This is a genomic window from Paraburkholderia sp. (genome assembly GCF_047605525.1).
In the GTDB taxonomy this organism is placed as follows: Bacteria; Pseudomonadota; Gammaproteobacteria; order Burkholderiales; family Burkholderiaceae; genus Paraburkholderia.
In genome coordinates this window covers 132,090-156,420 of the sequence record NZ_JASGFN010000016.1, presented here as the reverse complement: position 1 = coordinate 156,420, position 24,331 = coordinate 132,090, and the positions used below count along the sequence as shown (strand labels likewise).

Here is a 24,331-nt window from a genome sequence, read left to right as displayed (position 1 = left end):
CCTGTCCGGGAAAGCGGTGGAAGGCCAGTATCAAGCACGGCGGCTCGCCGACTTTGTCTCCTTCATGGAAAGCCATAAAGCCGCGATTACCATGACCAGGCTTGCCGTAGCTTGGGCGATCTTGCCAGTTGGCCGGGACGCCTCCTGGACATTGAGGCTCACCGATGTACGTGGCTTCGCCCGGTATGTCGCGAACATCAATCCGCGAACGGAGGTGCCACCCGTCGGGATCTTACCGCCCTTGAATCGCGCTCAGCCATTTGTTTACAGCGAAGCGGAGATCAACGCGCTATTGACGGCGGCTCTGGCCCTGCCGCCTGCAAACACACTGCGACGATAGACTTACCATCATTTGTTTGGGTTGATCGCAGTAACCGGTATCCGCCCACGTTCCGGCTCTTGCTCAAGTTTGCCCAGACGAAGCTCCGCAAACCGCCTTCAGCCTTGACCGTCGCTGATCTGGATGCGCCGTTCATCAGCACGTTTCTTGCCGACCTGGAGACGGCACGGGGCGCCAGCGTCTAGACGCGCAATTTACGTCTGACGTCCATTCGCTCCTTCTTCCGGTTTCTGTCGTTTGAGGGCCCAGCCCACGGCGCTCTCATTCAGCGGATACTGGCGATACCAATGCAGGCTCCGCCTACCGCAATCGAGTGCGTGCGGTCGGTTGCCTTGAGAATCACTCGGCATAGTTCGGTACACGGCATAAACCGCAAAATTGAACGGTATCGATTCAGAGGCGTCGGTATCGATCCGGAGGCGTATCTGCGCTACGTGCTCGCACGGATCGCCGACCATGCGATTAACCGCATTGACGAACTCGCACCGTGGATCATCGCCGCTCAACTCCGCACCGCAGTCTGAAGATCACGATCTCCAGTCCAGACGTCGCTAATGCTACGCTTACGCGTCATCCGTGCGACGTTGCGTTGATGACACATGGTGCAATGTCCACCAGCGCATCGAGTCCGTCTGGACGCGAATCAGGCACCTGCGTCACAAGTAGTGGGCGATTCCGATGCCCGCGCCAAACTGGTTCGCATCGGGCACGATGTTCGTTTCGTATCCGGTTAGCCCCTGTTGTGAGCGATTGTTGCTCTTGGCGAAGCCGAACTGCATGTAGAGATGGGTGCGCTTGGACAGCCCATAGTCGGCCTTTGCAGCGGCGATGTACGGATGCTGGTCGGCCGATCGGTGTCGACTGGCATCCCGCTCGTCGGCTCGGTATCCCAATATAAGCGCGGCACTGCCATGGTTCACGAGTCGCTGGTGGGTTCCCCACTTGGGCTATCGGTTGTTGGTTATGCGGACACGGTCTGCTCGCATCGACCCTCTCACGCTCTGAATCGTACCTTTCATCTGTGCGTTCCGTGGCCAGCAGGCGTAAGCGCGGCACGCCATTGATCTGCGCATCGAGGCTCGTTTCGAGAGCTGGCCATATGGAGATACGCGAGATTTTGCAGGCGATAAAGTAAGATCGGCATTCGCCGGGAGAGAACGCGCATGAAAAGTCCAGAGCACAGCTATGAAGAGCACGCCGGGCGGACAACCGGGAGTGTGGCCTATGAACACGCAACCTTTGTTCCAGAGAAACTCGGGCCGCTGGTCGCCGAGGCACTTGGGGCGACACGATGCATCGTGTCCACTTCGACCGACGAGCGACTCGCTGAGGTCTGCTCCGGTCACGTTGCGTCGTTCGGCGAAATCCACGCTTCGGCGAAGACACCGATCATTGGATACTGCGAGTTCCGGGACAGGATGTTTTCTGTTCTCACGCGACGCGGCAAGTTCGTCGGTTTTGTGCAGGTTTCAGGACCGGAGGGCAGGTCGCGGTTCAGCGAGCACGACCTGAACGTCCTACGGATTCTCAGCATATTTATTGTGACGGCGATCGAGGCAGACCGTCTGCAAAAGCTCAGTGTCTCGCCGTTCACCCAGATAGCCCTGGGACAGTCGCCCGACCAGACGATCGGCGACATCGTCGCCCACTCAATGGGAGATCCCGGTCAGGTATCGAAAATTCTTGCGAAATCGTTCTATCGGGAGATGACGCGCGCGGGATTCGACTTCAGCCAGATTATCGGTGCGGCTACCGAGATCATCTCCGAGCTGGCCAGCAACGTGCGCAAACATAGTGATCGACAAAAAAGACGCGGAGGGTGAAATCCTGTGCGTCGTCAAGCGGCGCTATTGGCAGGCGGTGCGTTCGGAAGCCCTCCAGTCGGATCCGGCCGCGCGTGCGCGCTATCACGGCAGCGTCTTTCCTGGACGCAGGAGACGGATATGAGTCGGGACGGATACGCGCAACTGGAGGCGATGCGGGGCGGCAAGGACTTCGATGAATTTCTGCGAGTCCTGGCTGAGGCGACGATTCATGCATTCGACGACAACATTCGCGGACACCTCAATCCGGTGCTGGACAGCTGGGACGCCAGGGCGACACTGTCGCGTGCTGAACTGGACCAGCGCCTCGAGGATACGCTCTTCAGACTTGATTCGAGCGTCCGCGGGGACCCGTGTATACGGCACGCTGACAGTTCGCACGGGGCTTTCGCTTGCCGTGCCGGCGTGGTGCGAGCGCCCAGCAATCCCGGCTTGACGATCGAGGTTGGACGGTCGGCCTGGCGATTCATGGCGGGTCTTGCCATAGCGGTGTTGCTCAGCCCCTGACACGCTCCGCAACGCGTCGTCAGACCTATCTTTGCCGCTTTTACGGTTCCATGATCATTGGCTGGGCGACCCGGTCCCCTCGCCAGGCCGACACCGCAAGCGTGGCTGCTGCGACCAGTCCGAAGATGCCGGCCACGGCAACCGCGACAGAGAAACCTCCTGCAAAGGCATCCTGCAGTAATGCCCTGAATTGATCCGGCGAAACGTGGAGCGCAGCCGGCATCGCATGGCGATGGACCGCACTGCTGGCGAGCGAAGCCGCCCCAGTGACTCCCATCTGCGACAGGGCGTGATCCAGCGACGCCACGGCTCGCGCGCTCATGCATGTCCCGAGCAGCGCGATGCCGATGGTCATCCCGCCTTGCCGCAGCGCATTCATCGTGGCTGATGCCGCGCCCGTGCGTTCGCGCGGCGCGCCCGCCATCACGGCCGCTCCTGTCGTCGGCACTGCCAGGCCGAGTGCGATGCCCAGGACCGTAAAGCATGGCGCCAGGACGGAGTAGGGGGTAACGGACGTGAATGCCGTCATGGCCAGCATCGAGAGGCCGAGCAGGGCGTAACCAATGATCATCAGGCGGTTGGTGCCGTAGCGCTTCGACAGTTTCCCGAACAGCGGAGAGACGATCGCCATCGCCACGAAGACAGGCGCCATGCGCCAGCCGGTCTGCGTCGCCGTCCAGCCTTGTGCCTGCTGCAGGAACAGCGAGAACAGGAAGAGGCTGCTGTAGCCCGAAAAACCGAGCACGAAAGAGGCGAAGTTGAAGGCAGCAAAATCGCCTCGCCGGAAGAGATCGATCGGCAGGACCGGGCGATCGGAACGCAACTCGACAGCGACGAACAGAACGAACGCGACGGCTGCGACAAGCAGGGGGATGAGGGTTCGCGCATTGTTCCAGCCGGCCCGGCCGGCACTGATCAGTGCATAGGTCAACGCGCCGAGGAAGAGGGCGCTCAGTGCCTGCCCGGCGGGATCGAGCGCGGCGTGATCGGGGTGGGCACTTTCTTCCACGGCCCACACGCCGAGTCCGACCGTCGCGATGCCGATCGGCAGGTTGATCAGAAAGATGCTGGGCCAGCCGACATGATCGACCAGCAGGCCTCCCGCCATCGGTCCGAGAATCAGCGAAACCGCGCTGAAGGATGACCAGCCTCCAATGACGTGCGCGCGCTCGACAGGGTCCGGGAAGGCCTGCGTGAGGATCGACAGCGCGCCGGGAATCACCAGTGCGCCCGCCATGCCCTGCACGGCGCAGCCGGCGATCAGCGCCGCAAGCGAATGCGCGCACGCGCAGATCGCCGACCCTAGCGTGAACATGGCGACGCCGCCCAGCCAGGTCCGCTTGCGTCCATAACGGTCGGCGAGCGGCCCCGCCGAGAGCATGAACGCCGACAGGCAGAGTGTGTAGGAACCGACTACCCATTGCAGACCGGACAGGCTCGTGCCGAGATCTGCCTGAATGGCCGGAAGCGCGACGCTGACGATGCTGATGGCGAGCGTCGCCATGAAGGTGCCGAGATAGACGGCGGCAACGGCGAAGGGACGGCGGGAAGAGGCCATGGAAGCTCCGGTTTGCGCGACTCCAGAGCCTATTAAACTATTAGACCGACCGTCGGTCAATTGCATTGAGCGTCATGAGAAATGGTGTACCATCCCGAAATCGACTCATGGTCGAATCATGAGAGGAGGACGAGGACGATGGTGAGCCGCGCAGGATCGGGGAAGAGCACGCAGGCTCGCCGCTCCCGGACATGGAAGGTGCTTCCTGCCGAAGTGCGGGTGGACGACCTGATGTCGGCAGCGGCGGAGCTTTTCATCGGCAAGGGCATCGAGGCCACGACGGTTAACGACATCGTGGAGCGCGCGGGTGTCGGCAAGGGCACCTTCTACCACTACTTCGAGACCAAGGAAGACGTGATCCTCGCGCTGCGCGAGCGCTTCTCGCGGGATTTCACGGCGCGGGTCGCGCAGGCGGTCGATGCGTGTCCGGCCGACGATCATCGCGCCCGGTTTGCCGCGTGGCTGCGAGGAACCGTTGAGGCCTACATTGCCAATTACGAACTGCACGACGTGGTGTTCCATGAGTTCCGTCACAGCAACCGCAACGCGAAGGACAAGGAGATCGTCATCGATCAACTGGGTGCGGTGCTGGCCGCCGGCGCCGCGGCGGGGGCCTGGACATTGCTGGATGCGCGCGCTGCTGCAATTGTGATCTACGATGGCATGCACGGCGTGGTCGACGATGCTATTGCGGATGACCAGCGCGACGCAGAGACGATCTGTTGCCGGCTATCTGGGTTATTTGAACGAATGCTCTCGAAATAAATGTCGCGCTTCATCGTCAGGCTCGGCATGAGGTTTGTCGATCCCAGATGGATCGGGACGTAGCAAGCGGAGATCGCGGACATTGGCAATCTGCGTTGATCGCTGCAGAATGATGCCCTTTATGAATTCGGGTAAGAGGACAGGCGGAATGTTGCTTGGGATATCGCGAACCAACTGTGATGGCACTCCCCCGATGTAGTCATCGGGGACCTCGAACACAGGCTGTACTCGTATGCGACGTGATACTCCATGGCGGGACCGACTGACTGTTTCGCAATTATACGGGGCGCTGTGAGGCGGGCGATGTTGGGCTGTCAGGTCGTTCCCGGTGCCAGATACCCAGCGAATCTGCCTTTCCGGTTGAAGATTGTATGCGGCCGCGAGAGTTGAGCGTCTGCTCCACCGGTCAGGGTCTAACCGATACAGATCCCGACGAGAGCACGGCGCTAGCGCGGCTATAGGGCTGAACGGTATCATTTCATCAGTGCGGCTTGTCGGATTGAGACAAGCCGGGACCTCGACATCTCTTAGTTGCTATTGGCAGTCTGTGCAATCGTCGTGCGTAAGCAGTCCAGGTCGCTTACCTTGCATGCATGGGCAAGAGGTGTTTTGCCATCTGGCTTTTCTTCATGCGGGCAGCCTGGTCTGTTGTCGGGCGAAAGTGCCCTGTCACGTGCTGAGTTCGAGTGCCAGACGAGACCACTGGTCAATCTTTGGCCTACTGGAAGCAGACGAGTACACGACTTTCCTCCAAATGTCGGCCTATCGCACGCAGGCTGGCTTGACAGTGGAAGCCCCGATGTGGCGCATTGTTGCAGCGGATGAACAGGCATTTCGCGTCCACAAATGTTAGCCAGATGGTTCAGCCAGGGCGAGATCGACCGCGATCGCAAGCATCATCGCTGCGGCGTTAGCGGGTGGCGGCTTCATCCTTGTGGGACGGTAGATCGCATCGCCTGCGGCGATTCGTTGTCCACTCAGTGCGCATATTCCCGTTCGTCTGGCGGTGGCGAGCCGCCACACCTGCTCGCCGTACTTGCAGCCCTGCGGATCGCTCCATGAGACCGTCGCCGCTTGAGGACTGATCCGATCGAGCAGGGTGATCGCGATGGTTCTGTTGCTGTTCGACACGTGACTTGCATGCGAATCGACTGGATGCGTGACGCTATTCACCAACTGATGCACATATCCGGCATCCAGTTGACCGATAGCGCGCTGCCATGTGGTGCCCTCCGTCGTGTTCCGATCCAAATGTGTACTCCTGTCAACGACGACGTGAACCTTCTCAGCTCAACCGTATTTCCGGCTGCACCAGGCCGTTGAGCCGCTCTGCTGTCCACAGCAGTGTGGCCTTGCGAAAACCATGCAACGCCTGTTGATGACGGCGATAGAGCATGGCGTGGCTCAGTTGCGCGAACCGCCCCTTGATAAATCCGCCACGAAAGAACCCGAACTGCCCGAGCGTGCCGAAAGCGTTGTAGTCGCTCAGCGACACAAGTGCGCCCAGGTCCTTGAACGCGAAGTCTGGCAATGCGGCTCGGGCCGCCAGCCAGTCCGGCAGGTACTTCGCAAGAAACTCCGCCTGTTGTGTGGCAACCTGCGCCGTCGGAGCGAGAGGGCGCTCGTGACCGGCTGGCGTCAGGGTCGAGCAGTCGCCAAGCGCGAAAATCCGGTCGTCGTCCAGTGCCTGCAGCGTGGGCCGAACGCTGATCTGGTTCGAACGGTTCACTGCGATTCCATTCAGCCTGCCGAGAAAATCCGGCGCCTTGACGCCTGCCGCCCATACGATCAGATCGGCCGGCTGCCTGCTGCCGTCGTCAAGCCGGAGTCCATCCGCCTCCGCTGCCGTGACGCGTGTGCCGGTTCGCACAGTGAAGCCGATATCGCGCAACTGCGCCTCGCTGGATTCGGAGATGGCCGGCGGAAATGCCGCCAATATGCGGGGCGCGCTTTCGTAGAGTGTGAGATTCAGCCGCGAGCGAATATCGGGGTCACCATAACCCGCGGCAACTTCGAGCAGGCGACTCAGCTCTGCCGCCAGTTCGACACCGGTCGCCCCAGCCCCGACAATCGATACTCGAAACGCGCGATTCGCCACAACGCTCTGGAATACGCGGATGCGCAGGTTTTCGTTGAAGGCTTCGGCCTGCGCCTGGCTGTCGATGAAATGGCAATGGTCGAGTACACCGGGTGTGCCGAAATCGTTGGCGCGGCTACCCAAAGCGAGAATCAGCACGTCGTAGCCTGCCACACGTGGACCGATCACGACTTCGCCCGAGGGCGCCCTGAGTTCGGCCAGCTTCACCTCGCGGGTGTCCCGATCCAGGTCCTGCATCTCGCCGGGCTCATAGTCGAAACCGTGTTCCCGGGCGTGCGCAAGATAGATGACCTGCTGTTGCCGGACGTCGCGCGTGCCAGCCGCGATGGTGTGCAACATGGGCTTCCAGACGTGCGTCGCGCTCCTGTCGATCAGCGTGATGCGGGCACGCCCGTTACGGCCGAGCGTATCGCCCAGGCGTGTTGCCAGCAGGAGTCCGGCGATGCCGCCGCCCACGATGACGATCCGGGGGACTTGACCCATTGTCCAATATTCTACGAGTGATGAATTAATGTGATACTACGGCGCTGGCGGACGCATGTCAAACGTGGCACGAGGTGGTGTGCGCGTGAGCGTACCGGTTAAACTTCGGAAGTTCCTTCGACCGAGACGTGCTGCTGATGAAACACCCGGACGACAACGCGGCACCTGCTACTGCGATCACCGCCCGCCCGCGTCGACCGCGTGGTCGACCTGCGTGTAGCGATGCTGGTGGCGCCGATGCGTTGCTTCGGAGTGCTCGCCGCGCGTTCGCAAGGAGCGGATACGATGCGACGAGTGTGCGTGAAATTGCCAGGGAGTCCGGCGTCGATCCCGCGCTGGTTGCGCATCACTTTGGTTCGAAGGCCGCGTTGTGGATAGCGGTGGTGGATCAGATCGCTGAAGAAGCCGCGCCCATGATCGCGAAGACGGCGGCGTTGCGTCAGACATCGGGTCTGGGTCCGCGAGCCCGAGTCGAGAATGCCGTATCGATCCTGATTGACCAGGTGTTTATGACGCCGGACGTCGGCATGTTTTTTTCGACTGCCGCTACCGAAACCGGGGAGCGTCTCGACCTGTTGATCGAGCGGGTGGTCCGGCCGTTTCATGATGTTTTTGTGCCCTTGCTCATCGATGCCATTGATGCAGGTGAGGTTCCGGATCAGGATCCCGAGATCATGTTCATGTTGCTGGCCAACGGCATCAGCAAAACCGTCGCCTATAGCCATGTATTGAGCCCGTTCTCATCATTAACGCGATGCCCCAGGGAATTCAAACGTGCCGTCCTGAAGGCTGCGCTGGCCACGCTCGGCTGAATATCACGATCGCCGGGCAGGACGAAGTGTCTGTTTCTTGCGCGAGAAATGTCACCGTGCGAATCCGACGGACACCAGTATCACTGGTCCATTGAATCGTGGTGGCGGCGGGGCGAACCCGACGTTGTCGCCGACGCAGGTAACGCTGCGCCGAAATGCGCGCTGGCAGGCGGTCCATTGGACATTGCGCGCACAGCATGCGCTGTCCGGGTTTCTTCCCGGAACAGGAGTGCGGTTTCCATGTGGTCGACCACAACGTAGGGCGGGTCAGGGCGCCAACGCAGGAGCAACGGTCCGCCCGGCGTATCTGCCAGGATGGCGGGCACGCGTTTCCGGTCATCAAACTGCAGGTAGATCCGCTGGCTGTCGTCGAATACCTGATATGGCCGGACTGCGGTGTCACCGCCCAGATCCCAGTCGAAGTCGTAGACCGGTCCCGTCGCGGTCGGTGGTTCGGCGCAGGCTGATTGAAGCAGACAGGCCGTGAGCAGTACGGTTACAGAAAGCAGGGCGGTGAAGGGTTTCATCGATGGCAACTCCCGTCAGTGGTGCCGGGCGGCAGCAGCATGTCGCGCTGCGTGATGAACGTGATGCGCTGACCCGGCTCCAGCCGCAGCGTGGGCTGGATGTTCATGTTGCGTTGAAGGATCGTCTGCGTGGTCTGGGATAGCGATTGCGCGGCTGCCTCCGACAGATCGGTCGACATGCTGCCGTTGATGTTGATCGTCGTGCCGTTCGACTGGCTCTGGTTGTGGCCGATCCAGGCCGCGACGCCTGCAATCAGGAACGTCGATCCGAAGATCCTGAAGAAGTGATTGTTGACGTCGGCGCTGACACCGGCATCACCATCGGGGTCGTTGCCGGTCAGGCCGTCGAGCCGCATCGAGGCGTGGCGGAAAATCATCCGCGTGGCGGCCATCAGCATCAGGTCCTGACCGATCGCCACATCGTTATTCGTGCGACCCAGGATCCGCGTGCCCTTCGGAATCAGCAGGCAGCTTCCGTCGATGCTGTCGTAGATGTCGCGATCGACCATCGTGCGGAAAGTACCGGGCATGTCGCTCTTCGCGCCTTGCAGGATCACGGTGGGGATCGGTGTGCCCCCCATCACCATGTAGGGCGAACTGACAGGAACCGGGACCAGCGGGACACTGTCGTCGTTTCCTTCGCCCTGCTGCCTGATCCAGTCGGCGTTCCGATGATCGGTCGCACTGGATACGCTCACGGAGGACCGTCCCGATGGGGGTGACTCGCCGCCGCTCGTAGCGGCGCGGCCCGCCGCCGTCTGCTGGTCCGGGTGTTGCGACAGGTTGTCCGCGATGTGATCGAGCGGCGAGACATTGCCGGCGGGCGCGTTGCTCGTGCCGCTGCCAGTGTCTTCGTAGGCGACGAGCGACTGGCTCTGCATGGCCTCGATCTGCCGCTGCAAGGCGAGGCGATCGGCATCGCCCGTTCCCGGTGCCTCACCACCATTCCGGTAGTTTCGGGGGAGTGGTCCGCTGTCGTCTCCGGGCACGCCTTTGGGGATGCCGTCGAGCGGCGTACCGCCGAGCGGGGCGCTCGCGCCCGATGCCGCATCACCCGCACGAGCCAGTGCCAGGTTGCGCTGGTCCTCGAGGCGCTTGCGGATCGCATCGGGCGAAGCCTTGGGCTGCCGGGCGTCCGCCTCGATCTGTTCACGCTCGCGCCGTTCGGCCGCGGTCTCGTGGGGATGGGACAGCGCATGGACGAGCACGATCGCGAGCAGCGCCGAGCACAGGACAATCAGCAGCGTTTTCGCGAGATTGCGGCGAATGCGCGTGAGCTTCGCCGGTTCCTGCGTGAGCGGGGCGCTGCTTTTTTCGGGAGCGGCCATGGTCACGACTTTCCGTAGACGTTCTTCATGCGGGCGGAGTCACAGCCGAACAGGCCACACCCGTGACCGCGACCGTTGAAGACCCGGACTTCCTCCTTGCCGCGTCTGAGCAGCAGACCGTACGTCGTACTGGACTTCGTGTCCGAGCGCCGTGGCGAGTGCTTTGAGCTGCAGGACATGATCTGGGACGCCTGGTCGGCCGAGCGGCTACACCTGATGCTGGTTGGCCAACCGCTCGATGGCTGCGTTGAACCCACCAAACGTGTTTCGTCAACCTGCCTCGTGACCTTCCAGCGCAACCGCTACAGCATGCCAGCGTCGTTCACCAACCGGCCCATCAGCCTGTAGGTATAAATGCTAGTAAGAAAATCACATTGAAAAGCTTGCTAAAGGCTTGCCTCCTCATAATAATGCATACGTTATTGAATTAGTTGTGGAGAGGCCATGACCAAAGCCAGAGTTACTATCGACTCGCTGGCTCGCGTCGGATCAGGACTGGTCCGGCCTGAATGTGTCTTGACGAACTGGCGAGGCGATGTCTTTACGGCCGACTGGCGCGGCGGAGTCGCCCATCGCAAGCCCGATGGGACGGCCGAGCTGTACCTGGCCGAATCCGGAAGCGGGCCGCGCCTGCGCCCGAACGGCATTGCCCTCTGCCGCGACGGCAGCTTTCTGGTTGCCGATCTGGGCGAGCACGATGGCGGCCTTTATCGGCTAACCCGCACGGGGCAGGTCACTCGTCTGCTTGATGAGGTCGACGGGGTGTGTTTGCCCCCTTCCAACTTTCCGTTACTCGACGTGCAGGGGCGTATCTGGCTCACCGTCAGTACACGGCGCCAGCCTCGCGCCGAAGCTTATCGCCGCGATGTCGCGGATGGATTCGTCGTTCTGCTGGATCAGGGGTGCGCACGCATCGTTGCCGATGGACTGGGTTATACCAATGAGGCACAAATTTCCCCGGACGGGCAGTGGCTTTACGTCAACGAAACCTTTGGTCGGCGCCTGAGCCGCTTTCGCATCGGGGGCAACGGTGATCTCGGTCCACGCGAAACCGTGACGGTCTTTGGCGAAGGTGTTTTTCCGGATGGTCTGTGTTTCGACGCGGAAGGCGGCATCTGGATCACGAGCATTGTCAGCAATCGCGTGATCCGGATTGCTCCATCCGGCGAACAGCAACTGATCATCGAAGACTGCGACGAGGCGCACCTGGCCTGGGTGGAAGCAGCCTATTTGAACAATTCGATGTCGCGTGAGCATCTCGATCGATCGGGCGGTGCTTACCTTGGCAATATTTCGAGCCTCGCCTTCGGCGGTTCCGACCTGAAGACCGCGTATCTGGGATGTCTGCTCGACGACTGCGTCTATCGTTTCCGCTCTCCTGTAGCCGGCCTTGCCTCCGTGCATTGGCTGTACTAATCACGGCATTTGCCCCAAGTGGTGAGGTTGGATGCAGATGCGACGTAACTCGTTTCAGGGAAAAAAGAAGATGATTTACATGAATCGTCCTGCCGAGCATCAATTTCACGACGACGCAGTGGCGGCAGAGGCTGAGGAGGTCGCGTTGGAAGCGCAGCTTCAGCGCGTGACCATGCGCAAGGTTGCCTGGCGGATATTGCCGTTTGCCGTACTCTGCTTTTTCGTCTCGCTGGTGGACCGGGTGAACATCGGATTTGCCGCGTTGCAGATGAATCACGATATCAACCTGTCTCCTTCGGAATTCGGGCTGGCGGGTGGTCTTTTCTTCGTGGCGTATTTCCTGTTCGAGATACCCAGCAATCTGGCACTGGAGCGATTCGGGGCGCGCCGATGGCTCGCGCGCATCATGATCAGCTGGGGCATCGTCTCGATGGCGACAGCGTTCGTCACCGGACCGATATCGCTTTATCTGGCGCGTTTCCTTCTGGGGGCGGCAGAGGCGGGATTTTTCCCGGGACTGCTGCTTTACTTTACCTACTGGTTTCCTGCACGCTACAGGGCAATGGCCGTGAGTGTGCTGTTCATGGCGTTGCCGATATCGAGCGTGATCGGCTCGCCCATTTCCTCTGCCTTGCTCGATATCGACGACCGGTTCGGTCTGCATGGCTGGCAATGGCTGTTTCTCGTCGAAGCCTTTCCATCCGTGATGCTCGGCATCCTTACGCTGGTCGTTCTGCGCGATCGGCCGCATCAGGCCAGATGGCTTACCGAGAACGAAAGCAACTGGCTGACCCGGGAACTCGAGAATGAGCGCAGGACCAGTTCGGCCGCCGGGAAAGTGCCCGTCTGGCAGGCGCTATTCGACAAACGGGTCATCATCCTGATATTCGTCTATGCCGGGTCGTCTTCGATCGTGAACGGTCTTGCGCTTTGGCTCCCCCAGATCATCAGCAGTTACCACATTTCGAATGCCCGGGTCGGCGTGCTCAATGCCCTGACGTTTGCACTCGCTTCGCTCGGCATGATCTGGTGGGGGCGGCATTCAGATCGTACGAACGAGCGTATCTGGCATACGACAATTCCGCTTTGTGTGGCGGCCATCTGCCTGTCGTGCTCGACACTGTCTCTTTCATTGCCGCTCTCCATCGGCATCTTTGCCCTGACGCTTGCCTCAACCTACGCCTGCAAGGGACCTTTCTGGGCGCTTGCCAGCGATTGGATGCCGGGCGCCAGCGCGGCGGTGGGCCTTGCCCAGATCAATTCCCTGGCCAATCTCGGAGGGTTTGGCGGCAGCTACATGATCGGTCTCATTCGCGAAAAGACCGGCAGTTTCACGCTCGCGCTTGGTCCACTGGTGCTGCTGCTGGTGGTTTCGGTGTTTGCGATCTTCTGGGGGGCAAGGCATGGACGAAAAACGTCCATCGCCTGACCGGCAGATCCCAGCACACTGCGTATTAAATTCGTTTTGAAGCGTAACCGGGAGATTGGAAAAAGTGACGTCAACCAACCTGAACACGGCATCCGGTGCAGTACAGGCAGGGAATGCGGTGTTGTATGACGGGTCGAATGTCTCGTCATACAGCGAACGTGCCGCTCAGTGGCTTTCCGCGCTGGATTATCGCGACATACCCGACGACGTGCTGGAACAGACGAAACTCCGGATGCTCGACGTCATCGGCGTGACACTGGCTGGTAGCGCGTTGTCTTATGGTCCGATTGCCCACGATGCGGCGCTTGCCCTGGGAGGGAAGGCCGAAAGCACAATTCTGGGATTCGGTGAGCGGACGGGGGCTGCATCGGCAGCCATGGCGAACGGGCTGATGGCGCATGCGCTCGAATACGACGACACACATAACGAGACGCTCATTCATGCGAGTGTCACGTCGGTGACGACGGCGCTTGCATTAGGCGAAAGTCTGCAGGCGCCGGGACCCGCGGTCCTGACTGCAATCGCCGGGGCCAACGAGCTTGCCTGCCGTATCGGCATCGTCGCGCCCGACGTGTTGTTGCCCAATGGATTTCATCCGACGGCGGTGGTTGGCACATTCAGTGCAACCTACCTTGCTTGCCGGTTACTGGGACTCGATGTTGCGACGACGCGAAATGCGGTGGGCATTGCTGGCAGCATGACCTCGGGCAGTATGGAATGCTGGTCTGACAATACTCACGCCAAAACCCTGCATCCCGGTTGGTCGGCACATGCCGGCATCACGGCTGCTTATCTGGCTAGAGCAGGATTGACTGGCCCCGCGAGAATTTTCGAGGGACGCTGGGGTTTCTTTCGTTCGCATGTGCAGCAACCAGACTATGCGTTCCGCTTCGATCGCTTGCTGGACAGAATCGGCGACGAATGGGAGAGCCGCAATCTCTCGTTCAAGCCCTATCCGGTTGGTCACGTTATTCACCCATTTCTCGATGCGATTCTGCATCTGTATCGACAGGAGGGGTTACGTGCCGAGCAGGTTCGGGAAATTCGCTGCCTGGTACATCCGGACTGGCTTACCGTCGTATGCGAACCGGTGGCGGAGAAACTCTCGCCGAAGACCGCATGGCATGGGCGCATCAGCCTGCAATACACGCTTGCCGAAGCCTTGCACACAGGGCACCTTGATGTTCGCAGTTACGCGGACGAGAGTCTGTTCAATCCGGCGATCCTCACCCTGGCAAAAAAAATCGTTTGCGAGGCCGACCCGAATCCGACGGATCGAAAGCAGTTCAAGGGATGGGTCGTGGTCGACGCCGTTGACGGACGCCGTCTCGAACGCGTCGAACCATTCAACCGTGGTAGCCGGGAAAATCCTATGACCGCTTCGGAAATCGTGGAGAAATTCCGGGTGAATCTGCCGGAGAAATTCCACGGTACAAAAGCGGACGCGATCGTGGCCGCCGTCACCGAGTTGAATCGGGCGCCAGCGATCGCCGGACTGATTGCACTTTGTCAGTAAACAGGAAAGGCATCGCGGTACACGGAAAGGAAGCCGTGTCGACGATCGCTTCTCTATTCATATAAACGGAGGAAACGTTATGAAGCAGTCGATTGCCAGAATCTTGAGCTTGTGTGCGATGACGGTGTTGACGGGTGTTACGCAGAACACATTTGCAGCCGAATTGGTAAAAGTAGGGGCGGGGAGCGATGCCGATCTGAAACTTTACGTCATCGATTGCGGTGTCCTTCTCTACAACAATCCCAATAAATTTGGTTATAAGAAAGAGGATCTGAAGGAAACCAATCTGTCGAACGGTTGCTATCTGATCGTGGATCCTGGCAAGGGAACTTTGCTGTGGGACACCGGCGTGATACCCGACAATCTGTGGAAGGGGGACGGTATTTCGCCCAAGAAATTCTATGCCGAAGGGACCAGACCCCTGAAGGAACAGCTCGCCGAAATCGGTTACCAGCCGGACGATATTAAGTATGTGGCGGTCGCCAACCAGTACTGGGACCACATCAGTAACCTTTATCAGTTCGCTAACGATACCTGGCTGACTTCGAAAATCACGCGTGACAAGCTGCTTTCCAGTAATGCCCCTGAGCACACGGATCCAGCTCTTTTTTCCTCGCTGAAGGATACCAAGACCATTACCATTCCGGACGACAAGAACTATGACGTATTCGGCGATGGGTCGATCATCATCATCCCGACGCCAGGCCATACCCCCGATCATCACAGTCTCCTTGTCAATCTGAAAAGAACCGGTCCGATTATCATTTCGGGGGATCTGTGGCACTACACCAAGGATTTCGAGACCAACTTTACCCAAAACAATGACGATCGGCCGACCACTCTCCTGTCGAGAGCCAGGATTTTGCAGTTGGCAAAGAAAATCAACGCAAACATCTGGATACCGCATGATTATATTCAATTTAGTCAGTTGAAGAAGTCGCCCGAATACTACAACTGAATCGTGGGCGATAAAAGTAAATTCGCTATAGAGAAGAAGTGGTATGCGAGGAAAGCGATATCGGAAACGATGATATTAAGTTATAAAATTTAGCAGACTGGTGTTTGTGTTGTAATGAATTGTCGAGTAATCGAGGTATGGATGGTTCAAATATTTCGTCATATTACTAAGGATAACAAAACAAAGCAAAGGAGATGGCGGGATGAAGAAGATCTGCTCGGTGGCGTTTGCCACCTATGCCGGTATGGTGACCACGGTCAATGCGCAGAGCAGTGTCACCCTATACGGTATCGTTGATAACGGCATCAACTACCTCAGCAATGTGGGAGGGCATCGGTCATATGCGATGGGCGGCGGTGTGGGCAGCCGCTTCGGTTTTCAAGGCGTGGAAGATCTCGGTGATGGAAACAAGGCAATTCTGCTACTGGAAAACGGCTTCGATCCGAACAGTGGAAAGTTGGGACAGGGTGGGTTGCTGTTCGGACGACAGGCATATTTTGGACTGTCGAGCCCTTATGGAAAGGTTACGCTGGGTCGCCAATATGACGTTAAGATGGATTTCGTTGGTCCCTTCGAGTTCGGCAGTCAGTGGGCTGGCAGTCTGGCCGCGCATCCGGGCGACCTCGACAGTATGAACCGGTCTTTCCGCGCCAATAACTCGATCAAGTTTGACAGCGTCAGCTATGACGGACTGTCCTTTGGGGTGCAATACGGTCTTGGCGGCGTTGCCGGAGACGTTAGCAGGAATCAGACGTTCTCCCTGGGGGCTGGCTATGCGAATGGGCCCCTGACACTGGGCGTGGGCTACTTGAACGTCCGGAACGCGAACGTCAGCTTTTTCGGCAACGGCACGTCGGGCACCCCACAGGCTACGGTGGCAAACAACAGTTCGCCGGTGTTCAGTGGGTTTCTGTCTGCGCACACCTATCAGGTCGTGAGCGCAGGTGGTGCCTACCGGCTCGGGAAAGCGACGCTCGGGACGACCTACTCGAATATTTCCTTTCGAGGACTCGGCGATCTCAGCAGTGGCCCCAATCCGATCCATTACTCGGGCAACGTGTCATTCAACAATGCCGAGCTGAACATTCAGTATCAGCTGATACCGACGTTGATCGTCGGCGCGGAATACGACTACACGAAGGCCGGGAAAGTGTCGATGCTCGCAGGGAGAGGCGGCGGAGCCACTTATCAGGTGGTGGCGGCGGGCTTGGATTACCTGCTATCGAAGCGCACGGACGCCTACGTACTGGCAGAATACCAGAAGGCATCCGGTACGAACTCGCTCAATCTCCCGGCCGTCGCCGCCATCAATACCGAAACGGCGTCAGGCAGCGACAGACAAACCCTAATTCACCTCGGTATCCGTCACAAATTCTGAAAAGCCGCTCTGTGCCGGAGATCAACGATTCCTCACGTGACGAACGGATGTCCCCGCCGTACCGCGGAATTGACTTTTGTCACTCTCATCATTATTGTATACGTTAACGTATTAATTTCATCGACCCATTTACCTGCTGTGAGGTCTATGTGAACGGAACATCCACGACTCAAACCCTCGACATCGCGGTGTTGCCCGGTGATGGTATCGGTGTCGAAGTCACTCATGCCTGTCTCGACCTTCTGCGGGCTGTTGAGCCTCTATGCGGCGCACCGGCTCTGCATTTTGCCCGGTACGATGCAGGTGCCCAGTTTTATGCGAGGAGCGGCGAGGCATTGCCTGAGCGGACGCTGGAGGCGTGCCGGCGTTCACAGGCGATTCTGTTCGGTGCCATGGGATGGCCGGACATACGTTACCCCGACGGTACGGAGATCATTCCGCAGCTGGATCTGCGTATGGCGCTCGGCTTATATGCAGGGGTGAGGCCCATCCGCTGGTTCCCCGGATTGCCGCGAATCCTCGCGGACGAGCGCGCGCAGGATATCGACTTCGTTCTGGTCCGGGAGCAGACCGAGGGCCTGTTCTATGCACGGGGACGGGGCCAGGTTCTCGACGATCGCGAGGCCTACGACACGATGCAGGTCACACGGTCCGGCACGCAACGCGTGACCGAATTTGCCTTCCGCATCGCAGAACGGCGCAAGGCCAATGGAAGGCGCGCAAGGGTGACCTGTGTCGACAAGGCGAACGTGTTTGCCTCAATGGCCTTTTTTCGCAAGGTGTTCGATGAGGTGGCGGCCCGGCATCCCGAGATTTCGCACGATTATGCCTATGTCGATGCCATGGCGTTGACGATGGTCAAGAAGCCATGGTCTCTGGATGTTCTCGTGACCGAGAACATGTTCGGCGACATTTTGTCGGATCTGGCGGCGGGGCTGATTGGCGGTATGGGGATGGCCCCTTCCAGCGATATCGGTGACGATCATGGACTGTTTCAGCCGGCGCACGGCACCGCGCCGGATATCGCGGGGCAGGGAAAGGCAAATCCTTGCGCCATGTTTCTGTCGGGGGCCATGATGCTCGATTGGCTGGCCGAACGTCACGGCGAGTCGGGTCTGTCGGTGCGTGCCAGGCTGATCGAATGTGCGATCGAACTGACCCTGTCCAGCAAGACCGCCGTACCGATGGAATATGGTGGAAACGCGGATACCGCCGCCATGACCGCGGCAGTCATCGATGCCTTGCCCACTGCTTTGCGGAAGGTTGCGTAATGGATCCGATACTTGCAGGCGGGCTGGTCGTTGCCGTTACATTTCGCGTGAATCCGGTGAAGCGTGATGATTTTCGGCGGGCGGTACTGAACAATGCGCGCGAGTCACTCTCCTTGGAACAACTGTGCCACGTCTTCGACGTCAACGAGCATGCCGACGAGCCATTGTTCTTTTTATACGAGGTGTACGAGAGCGCGGCAGCTTTCGACACACATCTGACCTCATCGCATTTTCTGAAATTCAACGAGGCCACGACACCGTGGGTCACCGAAAAGCACGTCTCGCGTTACGTTCACCTTGGTGAACGGGGATCACCTGTTCCGGATTTTCCGGATCACAACTAGACCGGTGATGAGTCATGTTCCAGCCAAACGCCATGTCTTCGCCGACTCGTTCCAGGTACGGATATTCAAAGCTGATGCAGTCCGGTGTTTTTCAGAATGTGAAGCAACTCGTCTCCCGCGCGTTGCCGATGTTCCCGCTGTATCAGTGCAGCGGCTGGGGCATCGCCCCGTTGCAATGCATCGACGAGCGCCGCGTGTTCGCGCGTGGAATTCGCTGGCCGGGTTCGCAAACGCAGTGTCACCATGCGGGCTCGATGTGCGCGATCCCAGAAATTCAGCACGATATTGCGCAACATCGTATTCCCACACAAATCCAGCAGATGCCGATGAAAACGCTCATCCGCTTGCGCCCATGCATCGAGATCTTCCTGCTGTAATGCGCGATCCATATCGTCGGATGCCGTTCTTAGCGGTTGTAGCGCGGCTGCGCCGAGTCGGCGAGCGGCGACCAGTTCTGCGGCGGTGGCTTCCAGCGACGTCAGGATCGTATAGATCTGCGCCATGTCCTCGGCGGACACCGGTAGCACGCGCATGCCATGGCGCGGTACGACGTTCACCAGACCTTCGTGCTGAAGGCGCATCAATGCCTCGCGTACGGGGGTTCGGCTCATCCCGAGTCGAGTCGCCACTTCTTTCTCGGTTGCCTGCATACCTGCGGGCCATTCGTTATCCATGATCCGTTGGCGTATTTCCTGATAAGCCAGTTGCGTCATCGGGACACTTGCGGTGAGCTTGTCGCCGGATTGGGCGATGTCGTCGCTGGATGCCAAAGAAAACTCCATTCGGTGAAATTGAAGAGATTGATGGGCAGGGCGCGAAGTTAAAGCTTGTCTTCGCCGGACGCTGGAATTGCACGACATTATGTATGCGTTATCTCATACGTCATAGTATATGGGACGGGATACGCATTTGAATATTCTTTGTTCTGGAGCATGCTGACCGCCACCTTCCAGGGTGGGGATACAACGGCCTCGCAGGAGATTGCATGAATGCCGAACCACGACGCCCATTGCTGGGTTGTATTGCAGACGATTTCACGGGAGGTACCGATCTCGCGAGTATGCTCACGCGCGCTGGTATGCGCGTCATTCAGACCATTGGCGTGCCGGCCGCCACTGGAAAGATCGATGCCGACGCTATCGTGGTTGCCTTGAAGTCGCGCACGGTGGGCCGCCGACGAGGCAGTCGGGCAGGCACTCGCCGCGCTCGACTGGCTGCGTGAGCAAGGGTGCCCTCAGTTCTTCTTCAAGTACTGTTCGACGCTCGATTCGACGGACCTGGGCAATATCGACCTGGTCGCGGACGCGTTGCTCGATGCGTTGTGGCCGGAGGCGCGGCAGGCGACGGATTTCACTATCGCGTGTCCGGCGTTGCCGGAAAACCGCCGCACCGTGTATCTCGGCCACCTGTTCGTCGGAGACCGGTTGCTCAACGAGTCGAGTATGGAACACCATCCGCTTACCCCGATGCGCGATCCCAATCTCGTGCGTGTATTGCAGCGGCAGACGAAGTCAAAGGTCGGACTGATTCCGTTCGAGGCGGTCAGGTGCGGGACGGATGGCGTGCGCCACGTCATCGAAAGCTTGCGTGCGGATGGCGTTCGATTCGCGATTGCGGATGTCGTGACCGACGCGGATCTTCACGTACTGGGCGCGGCGTGTGTCGATCTTCGACTGGTGACGGGCGGTGCCGGCGTCGCAGTCGGTTTACCGGACAATTTCCGTCGTGCCGGTCTGCTCGATGCAGCGGTCAGGCCCGCCCGCCTGCCGGTCGTGGACCGGCCAGCCGTCGTGTTGGCCGGGAGCGTATCGAAGGCGACCAATGTTCAGGTCGCTGAGTGGTTGCGCAGCCGTCCGGGCATGCGTATCGATCCTGGAGCATTCGCACGCGGCGAACCGGTCGTCGAAAACGCACTCGCGTTTGCCGAAGCGCATCTCCGGGCGGCGCAACCGCGGCCCGTGCTGCTCTACGCAACAGCCGCACCGGATGAGGTGAAGGCCGTGCAGGGAGAACTCGGTGCTGCTGCGGGGAGACTGGTGGAGGAGATGCTTGCATTGATTGCCCGGAAATTGAAAGCACGCGGCGTGCGCAAGTTTGTCGTTGCGGGTGGCGAAACCTCGGGGGCCGTGGTTCAGGCGCTTGATGTGAAGATGCTGAGGATCGGAGCGAACATTGATCCGGGCGTGCCGCTTACAGTGAGCGTCGGCGAGACACCTCTCGTGCTTGCGCTCAAATCAGGTAACTTCGGGTCGGTTGATTTTTTTGCTCGCGGGTACGGCAAACTCCGCGTTATGGCGCCGCAGATAAACCTGGTCCAGATACGCGTTGGCCTGCTGCATGTCGGTGATGCCCGCCTTGGCCAGCTCGCGCGGCAGCCTCCCCTGATGGGTGCCAAACGCGCGCTCCGAGCGCCCGCGCGCCTCGGGGCGAGTACGCCGCGATATGCTCGATGCCCAGTTGCGCCAGCGCCCGGCCGAACTGTGTCGGGTTGGAGCGGTCGACCTTGCCGCCAGCCTCGGGCGTATGGAAATAATGGCTGCCGCGATCGGTGTACAGCGCGTAGAACAGACCGTGGCGCGCAATCGTCTGGCCCACGCCATGAAAGCTCGACGCGGTGCCTTCCTCCTGGCAGAAGAACATCGACAGGTGTTCACCGGTCGCGTCGTCCAGCGTCACCACCAGGTCCCAGTCGTGCCCGCTCACCCACTCGTGACAGCTCGTATCCTGATGCACCAGCATGCCCGACAGTGGCGCGCGCTCAAGTTTCTTGCGATGTTTGCCGCGGGCCTTTGCCCGTTTGACTTCACCGGCCTGCTGCAACTGGTTCTTCACCCACGTTGTAACTGCGCGCCACTGTGCTCACGCCGGTACCAGCTATGGAAATGCCGCACGTTCCAGCCCGCGTAGTCGCGCCGGTATAGTTCCACCAGCTTGACCACCTCATCGACCGGCGCGCGCCGGTGCGAGATCTGCTCGAGCCGTTTGTCGATCAGCCCGTCCAGCCCGTCGGCTTTATAGCGGTCCGTCTGCCGGCGAAACGTGCGCTCGCAAACCCCTAGCAACCGCGCCGCCTCGGCCTGCGTCAGCCGACTCTCCGCCAGTCCGTGTATGCCTCTTCGAATCTCATCTCCCGGGTTTCCTGTAACCAGCGTGCCCGGCTCAAGGGTGGCTTCATGCCGCACCCAAAAACCGGACACATTCGTGCTACAGAACCAGCAACAGCAACGCGCCCAGCGCCTTGTAGGCGATCACGACGAGCACACCGCCGACGCAGAACGCCAACACGGTGAAACCGTGCAGTCTGAGCTGTTCGACATGTCTGGCGTGGTTGTCCGTGCGCTCTCCGCGCACCAGCATCGCAATCAGCAGACCGATGCCGATATCGGTCGGCATGCCCGATATGTGCGTCGTGCGGACGCGCTAATTCGAGATACGGGTGACCACCGCGTTCTGAAAGCCCATCAACGCGCTCAGCCCGAGCACGAGCACGAGCACGATGCCCTCGCGGTATAGAGCATGTCGACGATCGCGAGCACAAGCAGCAGCATCGCTTCGGACAGGATGCAGAGCGCGAAAATCCGGACGATGCCGCACCGCAGCCCCGCTTCGACGACGACTGTCGCGAGCGTCGCGCCGGCGATGAACGCGAGGCTATAAGCGAGACGGTGATCGAGTCGGGCGGGGCGATCCGTTCCGCGATGAATCAGCATGGGTTCTGGTCTTGTCCTGATTTCTCCCGCTCGTGACCGTTCCATGAACGAGACCCCGTGCGGAGGGACACAGGATATCCGCTCGCTACGTGAGCATGGTCTTCGCGTAGCGTCGGTGAATCAGCCAGTTCGACGCGACTGCGCAGCCGAGCGTGACGATCATCAGGATCAGGGCGAGCGCCGCGCCGAACGGCCAGTTCGACGCCTTGCCGATCTGGTCGTAGATGGCCGGCGTCATCATCGTCAGGCTGGTGCCGCCGAGCAGCACCGGCGTCGCATAGGCATTCATGCACAGGATGAACACGAGCATCGAGCCGGCGGCGATACCGGGCAGCGACATTGGCAGGACCACCGACACGAACGTGCGCATGAAGCCCGCGCCGAGATTGCGGGCGGCTTCCTCGACAGACAGGTCGATGCCTTCGAGCACGCTCTGTAGCGTCAGCACCATGTACGGCAACACGACGCCGGTGGTGCCGAGCACGACCGCGAGCGGCGTGTAGAGCAGCCGGATCGGCTGGCTGACGATGCCGGTATGCACGAGCAGCGCGTTGACGAAGCCGGCGTTGCCGAGGATGACCATCCAGCCCGCCGCGCGCACCACGTTGCCGACCATCAGCGGAAACACCAGCAGCATCATCAGCAGGCTCTTGAAACGACTGCGCGTCTTCGCGAGCAGATACGCGACCGGAAAGCCGAACACGAGCGAGAGCGCCGTACACAGTGCCGAAATCTTCAGCGTCGTGAACAGCACGTCGGAGAAATACGGATCGGTGAAGAAACGGACGTAGTTCTCCAGCGTCCACGCCGACTTCATCAGCGTCAGCGGATCGAAGTGATTCAGGCTGTAGCGCACGAGCTGCAGTGCCGGCACCACGATCACGATCAGCACGATCACGCTCGCCGGCAACGCCAGCCATGGGCCCGAACGCTCCCGCGCCGCGTGCTTGCGCGCAGGGGCCGGCAGGGTGGATGATGGGTTCATCGCGGCGCGCTCAGAGGCCGACCTTGAAGTCCTGATTCCAGTAGTCGAGCAGACCGGGCTTCTGCGCGGCGACCTTCGCATAGTCGATCTTGAGCAGCTTCGCGAGTTCCGCGTCGGTGAAGCCGACCTGCTGCTGCAGGGCCGGCGGCAGCGCCGCGTTGCGCACGGTCGGCGCGTAGCCCATCGTCTCGGCGAAGCCGCGCTGCGCGCGCGGGTCGAGCATCGCGTTCAGGTAGTTGAAGCCGCAGGCAGCCGCCTGGCTGTTCTTCGGCACCGCCGCGTCGAATATCGCGGTCACGGCGCCTTCGCGCGGGAACGAGAACGCGACGGGCAGGCCGGCCTTCTTCCACTGGATCGCGCGCGCTTTCCACATGCAGGTGATCCATACCTCGCCGCTTTTCAGCGCGGCGGCGGTGGTCTCGTTCGACGGATACACCTTCGGCTGGTTCTTCTTCAGCTCGCGCAGAAACTTCATGCCGGAATCGAGCGATCCCGTCTTGTCGCCGCTCGCGAGCGCGCCCATCATCGCGTTGTAGTGGAACAAAATGTCCGTCAGACCGATGCGGCCTTTGACCCGCGGATCGAGCACGGCGTTGAACGAGTCGGGCGGCGTCGGGAATTTCTCCGGGTTGTAGATGATCACCATCGCGCTGAAGATGTGCGGGATCGCATACGGCTTGCGAAACTGCTCGAACGTGTTCACCAGATTCGGCACCGCCGCGTCGGTCGCCGGCGCTAGCAGGCCGGCGGCGTTCATGTCGTACATGTCGACGTCGGCCATGCAGGTGACGTCCATCGAGCCATGCCGCGAATTTTTCTCCGCGCGCATTTTCGTCATCCGCGTGATCTGGTCAGCGGTCGCGTAAGTGACGTTGCCGCCTTGGGCCTTGATGAGCCGCCCGACGTTCGCTTCGAGCTGGTTTTCGTAATCGCCGCCCGAGGTGCCGACGATCACGTCGGGACAGGCGGCGGCCGCCAGCGACGGGCGCGTGGCCAGGCCGAGCGACGGCGCGAGCATCAGACCCGAGGCGGTTTTGAGGAAGGTGCGGCGGCTGTGGCGGGTGTTCATCTCGGACGCTCCGG

At 60.2% G+C, this 24,331-nt stretch carries 25 protein-coding genes and 3 pseudogenes; 15 read left to right on the top strand and 13 right to left on the bottom strand.

All coding sequences use genetic code 11. From position 1 onward, the window contains the following. Positions 1 to 16: 16 nt before the first annotated feature. Positions 17 to 340: a hypothetical protein gene (locus QM685_RS23070; RefSeq protein WP_415119688.1), complete on the top strand. Its 324-nt coding sequence runs from the start codon at positions 17 to 19 to the stop codon at positions 338 to 340. Between the two features lie 404 nt (positions 341 to 744). Further along, positions 745 to 864 (top strand): annotated as a pseudogene (locus tag QM685_RS23065) (transposase domain-containing protein); the annotation flags it as partial. Positions 865 to 996: 132 nt separating this feature from the next. Here QM685_RS23065 and QM685_RS23060 read toward each other — a convergent pair. Next, positions 997 to 1,260 (bottom strand): hypothetical protein, encoded by a 264-nt coding sequence (locus QM685_RS23060; RefSeq protein WP_415119686.1) that lies wholly within the window; start codon positions 1,258 to 1,260, stop codon positions 997 to 999. Positions 1,261 to 1,503: 243 nt separating this feature from the next. On the opposite strand from QM685_RS23060, the gene QM685_RS23055 reads away from it, so the two are divergent. Both QM685_RS23055 and QM685_RS23050 read left to right on the top strand, forming a co-directional pair. After that, the gene (locus QM685_RS23055; protein ID WP_415119684.1) at positions 1,504 to 2,163 is read left to right on the top strand and encodes a hypothetical protein; all 660 of its coding nucleotides are present in this window, start codon (positions 1,504 to 1,506) and stop codon (positions 2,161 to 2,163) included. Between the two features lie 120 nt (positions 2,164 to 2,283). Beyond that, positions 2,284 to 2,670: a hypothetical protein gene (locus tag QM685_RS23050; protein ID WP_415119682.1), complete on the top strand. Its 387-nt coding sequence runs from the start codon at positions 2,284 to 2,286 to the stop codon at positions 2,668 to 2,670. A 40-nt stretch (positions 2,671 to 2,710) separates the two neighbouring features. On the opposite strand, the gene QM685_RS23045 is transcribed toward QM685_RS23050, so the two are convergent. Further along, complete coding sequence (locus tag QM685_RS23045) at positions 2,711 to 4,228, bottom strand: DHA2 family efflux MFS transporter permease subunit (protein ID WP_415119680.1); 1,518 nt, start codon at positions 4,226 to 4,228, stop codon at positions 2,711 to 2,713. A 138-nt stretch (positions 4,229 to 4,366) separates the two neighbouring features. Here QM685_RS23045 and QM685_RS23040 point away from each other — a divergent pair, with 138 nt between their 5' ends. Then, positions 4,367 to 4,993 (top strand): TetR/AcrR family transcriptional regulator, encoded by a 627-nt coding sequence (locus QM685_RS23040; protein WP_415119678.1) that lies wholly within the window; start codon positions 4,367 to 4,369, stop codon positions 4,991 to 4,993. Positions 4,994 to 5,842: 849 nt separating this feature from the next. Here QM685_RS23040 and QM685_RS23035 read toward each other — a convergent pair. Continuing rightward, entirely contained in the window at positions 5,843 to 6,244 is a 402-nt protein-coding gene (locus QM685_RS23035) for a DUF3331 domain-containing protein (RefSeq protein WP_415119676.1), read from the bottom strand. Between the two features lie 34 nt (positions 6,245 to 6,278). Then, positions 6,279 to 7,574: an NAD(P)/FAD-dependent oxidoreductase gene (locus QM685_RS23030; RefSeq protein ID WP_415119674.1), complete on the bottom strand. Its 1,296-nt coding sequence runs from the start codon at positions 7,572 to 7,574 to the stop codon at positions 6,279 to 6,281. Positions 7,575 to 7,711: 137 nt separating this feature from the next. Here QM685_RS23030 and QM685_RS23025 point away from each other — a divergent pair, with 137 nt between their 5' ends. Further along, complete coding sequence (locus QM685_RS23025) at positions 7,712 to 8,386, top strand: TetR/AcrR family transcriptional regulator (protein WP_415119769.1); 675 nt, start codon at positions 7,712 to 7,714, stop codon at positions 8,384 to 8,386. 80 nt (positions 8,387 to 8,466) lie between these two features. Here QM685_RS23025 and QM685_RS23020 read toward each other — a convergent pair whose 3' ends face one another. Continuing rightward, entirely contained in the window at positions 8,467 to 8,913 is a 447-nt protein-coding gene (locus QM685_RS23020; protein ID WP_415119672.1) for a TrbG/VirB9 family P-type conjugative transfer protein, read from the bottom strand. Beyond that, positions 8,910 to 10,241, bottom strand: coding sequence for a TrbI/VirB10 family protein (locus QM685_RS23015; RefSeq protein ID WP_415119670.1), 1,332 nt, complete (start codon positions 10,239 to 10,241; stop codon positions 8,910 to 8,912). The genes QM685_RS23020 and QM685_RS23015 overlap by 4 nt, the downstream gene beginning before the upstream one ends. 192 nt (positions 10,242 to 10,433) lie before the next feature. On the opposite strand from QM685_RS23015, the pseudogene QM685_RS23010 reads away from it, so the two are divergent. From QM685_RS23010 to QM685_RS22975, 8 genes and pseudogenes are all read left to right on the top strand, one after another. Next, positions 10,434 to 10,586 (top strand): annotated as a pseudogene (locus tag QM685_RS23010) (Mu transposase domain-containing protein); the annotation flags it as partial. Between the two features lie 99 nt (positions 10,587 to 10,685). After that, a complete protein-coding gene (locus tag QM685_RS23005; protein ID WP_415119668.1) occupies positions 10,686 to 11,657 on the top strand; it encodes an SMP-30/gluconolactonase/LRE family protein in 972 nt (323 codons plus the stop codon). A gap of 31 nt (positions 11,658 to 11,688) precedes the next feature. Continuing rightward, positions 11,689 to 13,086, top strand: a complete 1,398-nt coding sequence (locus tag QM685_RS23000; RefSeq protein WP_415119666.1) for an MFS transporter — start codon at positions 11,689 to 11,691, stop codon at positions 13,084 to 13,086. Between the two features lie 64 nt (positions 13,087 to 13,150). Further along, positions 13,151 to 14,602, top strand: coding sequence for an MmgE/PrpD family protein (locus QM685_RS22995; RefSeq protein ID WP_415119664.1), 1,452 nt, complete (start codon positions 13,151 to 13,153; stop codon positions 14,600 to 14,602). A gap of 79 nt (positions 14,603 to 14,681) precedes the next feature. Continuing rightward, positions 14,682 to 15,560, top strand: a complete 879-nt coding sequence (locus QM685_RS22990; protein WP_415119662.1) for an N-acyl homoserine lactonase family protein — start codon at positions 14,682 to 14,684, stop codon at positions 15,558 to 15,560. A gap of 202 nt (positions 15,561 to 15,762) precedes the next feature. Beyond that, positions 15,763 to 16,938: a porin gene (locus QM685_RS22985; RefSeq protein ID WP_415119660.1), complete on the top strand. Its 1,176-nt coding sequence runs from the start codon at positions 15,763 to 15,765 to the stop codon at positions 16,936 to 16,938. 149 nt (positions 16,939 to 17,087) lie between these two features. After that, positions 17,088 to 18,209 carry an isocitrate/isopropylmalate dehydrogenase family protein gene (locus tag QM685_RS22980; protein WP_415119658.1) on the top strand — a complete coding sequence of 374 codons (1,122 nt, stop codon included), beginning with the start codon at positions 17,088 to 17,090 and terminating at the stop codon, positions 18,207 to 18,209. After that, positions 18,209 to 18,553 (top strand): putative quinol monooxygenase, encoded by a 345-nt coding sequence (locus QM685_RS22975; protein ID WP_415119656.1) that lies wholly within the window; start codon positions 18,209 to 18,211, stop codon positions 18,551 to 18,553. Before QM685_RS22980 ends, QM685_RS22975 begins: the two co-directional genes overlap by 1 nt. A gap of 65 nt (positions 18,554 to 18,618) precedes the next feature. Here QM685_RS22975 and QM685_RS22970 read toward each other — a convergent pair whose 3' ends face one another. After that, complete coding sequence (locus QM685_RS22970) at positions 18,619 to 19,323, bottom strand: GntR family transcriptional regulator (protein ID WP_415119654.1); 705 nt, start codon at positions 19,321 to 19,323, stop codon at positions 18,619 to 18,621. Positions 19,324 to 19,538: 215 nt separating this feature from the next. Between QM685_RS22970 and otnK the strand changes: the two are divergent. Beyond that, positions 19,539 to 20,823, top strand: a pseudogene (gene otnK, locus QM685_RS22965) (3-oxo-tetronate kinase); the annotation flags it as partial. A gap of 19 nt (positions 20,824 to 20,842) precedes the next feature. Here the strand turns inward: otnK and QM685_RS22960 are convergent. The 6 genes from QM685_RS22960 to QM685_RS22935 all read right to left on the bottom strand — a co-directional run bounded on the left by QM685_RS22960 (position 20,843) and on the right by QM685_RS22935 (position 24,317). Then, positions 20,843 to 21,385, bottom strand: a complete 543-nt coding sequence (locus QM685_RS22960) for a hypothetical protein (protein WP_415119775.1) — start codon at positions 21,383 to 21,385, stop codon at positions 20,843 to 20,845. Beyond that, entirely contained in the window at positions 21,382 to 21,735 is a 354-nt protein-coding gene (locus QM685_RS22955; protein WP_415119767.1) for a helix-turn-helix domain-containing protein, read from the bottom strand. The genes QM685_RS22960 and QM685_RS22955 overlap by 4 nt, the downstream gene beginning before the upstream one ends. A gap of 22 nt (positions 21,736 to 21,757) precedes the next feature. Continuing rightward, positions 21,758 to 21,946, bottom strand: a complete 189-nt coding sequence (locus tag QM685_RS22950; RefSeq protein WP_415119652.1) for a hypothetical protein — start codon at positions 21,944 to 21,946, stop codon at positions 21,758 to 21,760. A gap of 77 nt (positions 21,947 to 22,023) precedes the next feature. Then, positions 22,024 to 22,263 (bottom strand): hypothetical protein, encoded by a 240-nt coding sequence (locus QM685_RS22945; protein WP_415119651.1) that lies wholly within the window; start codon positions 22,261 to 22,263, stop codon positions 22,024 to 22,026. An 85-nt stretch (positions 22,264 to 22,348) separates the two neighbouring features. Next, positions 22,349 to 23,248, bottom strand: coding sequence for an ABC transporter permease (locus QM685_RS22940; RefSeq protein ID WP_415119650.1), 900 nt, complete (start codon positions 23,246 to 23,248; stop codon positions 22,349 to 22,351). A 10-nt stretch (positions 23,249 to 23,258) separates the two neighbouring features. After that, positions 23,259 to 24,317 (bottom strand): extracellular solute-binding protein, encoded by a 1,059-nt coding sequence (locus QM685_RS22935; RefSeq protein WP_415119648.1) that lies wholly within the window; start codon positions 24,315 to 24,317, stop codon positions 23,259 to 23,261. Positions 24,318 to 24,331 lie beyond the last annotated feature (14 nt).

Excerpts from the sequence above, each read along its gene's own strand:
- QM685_RS23055 (WP_415119684.1), top strand. The coding sequence starts at position 1,504 with ATGAAAAGTCCAGAGCACAGCTATGAAGAGCACGCCGGGCGGACAACC.
- QM685_RS23050 (WP_415119682.1), top strand. The coding sequence starts at position 2,284 with ATGAGTCGGGACGGATACGCGCAACTGGAGGCGATGCGGGGCGGCAAG.
- QM685_RS23045 (WP_415119680.1), bottom strand. The coding sequence starts at position 4,228 with ATGGCCTCTTCCCGCCGTCCCTTCGCCGTTGCCGCCGTCTATCTCGGC.
- QM685_RS23040 (WP_415119678.1), top strand. The coding sequence starts at position 4,367 with ATGGTGAGCCGCGCAGGATCGGGGAAGAGCACGCAGGCTCGCCGCTCC.
- QM685_RS23030 (WP_415119674.1), bottom strand. The coding sequence starts at position 7,574 with ATGGGTCAAGTCCCCCGGATCGTCATCGTGGGCGGCGGCATCGCCGGA.
- QM685_RS23025 (WP_415119769.1), top strand. The coding sequence starts at position 7,712 with ATGAAACACCCGGACGACAACGCGGCACCTGCTACTGCGATCACCGCC.
- QM685_RS23020 (WP_415119672.1), bottom strand. The coding sequence starts at position 8,913 with ATGAAACCCTTCACCGCCCTGCTTTCTGTAACCGTACTGCTCACGGCC.
- QM685_RS23015 (WP_415119670.1), bottom strand. The coding sequence starts at position 10,241 with ATGGCCGCTCCCGAAAAAAGCAGCGCCCCGCTCACGCAGGAACCGGCG.
- QM685_RS23005 (WP_415119668.1), top strand. The coding sequence starts at position 10,686 with ATGACCAAAGCCAGAGTTACTATCGACTCGCTGGCTCGCGTCGGATCA.
- QM685_RS23000 (WP_415119666.1), top strand. The coding sequence starts at position 11,689 with ATGCAGATGCGACGTAACTCGTTTCAGGGAAAAAAGAAGATGATTTAC.
- QM685_RS22990 (WP_415119662.1), top strand. The coding sequence starts at position 14,682 with ATGAAGCAGTCGATTGCCAGAATCTTGAGCTTGTGTGCGATGACGGTG.
- QM685_RS22985 (WP_415119660.1), top strand. The coding sequence starts at position 15,763 with ATGAAGAAGATCTGCTCGGTGGCGTTTGCCACCTATGCCGGTATGGTG.
- QM685_RS22975 (WP_415119656.1), top strand. The coding sequence starts at position 18,209 with ATGGATCCGATACTTGCAGGCGGGCTGGTCGTTGCCGTTACATTTCGC.
- QM685_RS22950 (WP_415119652.1), bottom strand. The coding sequence starts at position 21,946 with ATGCCGACCGATATCGGCATCGGTCTGCTGATTGCGATGCTGGTGCGC.
- QM685_RS22945 (WP_415119651.1), bottom strand. The coding sequence starts at position 22,263 with ATGCTGATTCATCGCGGAACGGATCGCCCCGCCCGACTCGATCACCGT.
- QM685_RS22940 (WP_415119650.1), bottom strand. The coding sequence starts at position 23,248 with ATGAACCCATCATCCACCCTGCCGGCCCCTGCGCGCAAGCACGCGGCG.
- QM685_RS22935 (WP_415119648.1), bottom strand. The coding sequence starts at position 24,317 with ATGAACACCCGCCACAGCCGCCGCACCTTCCTCAAAACCGCCTCGGGT.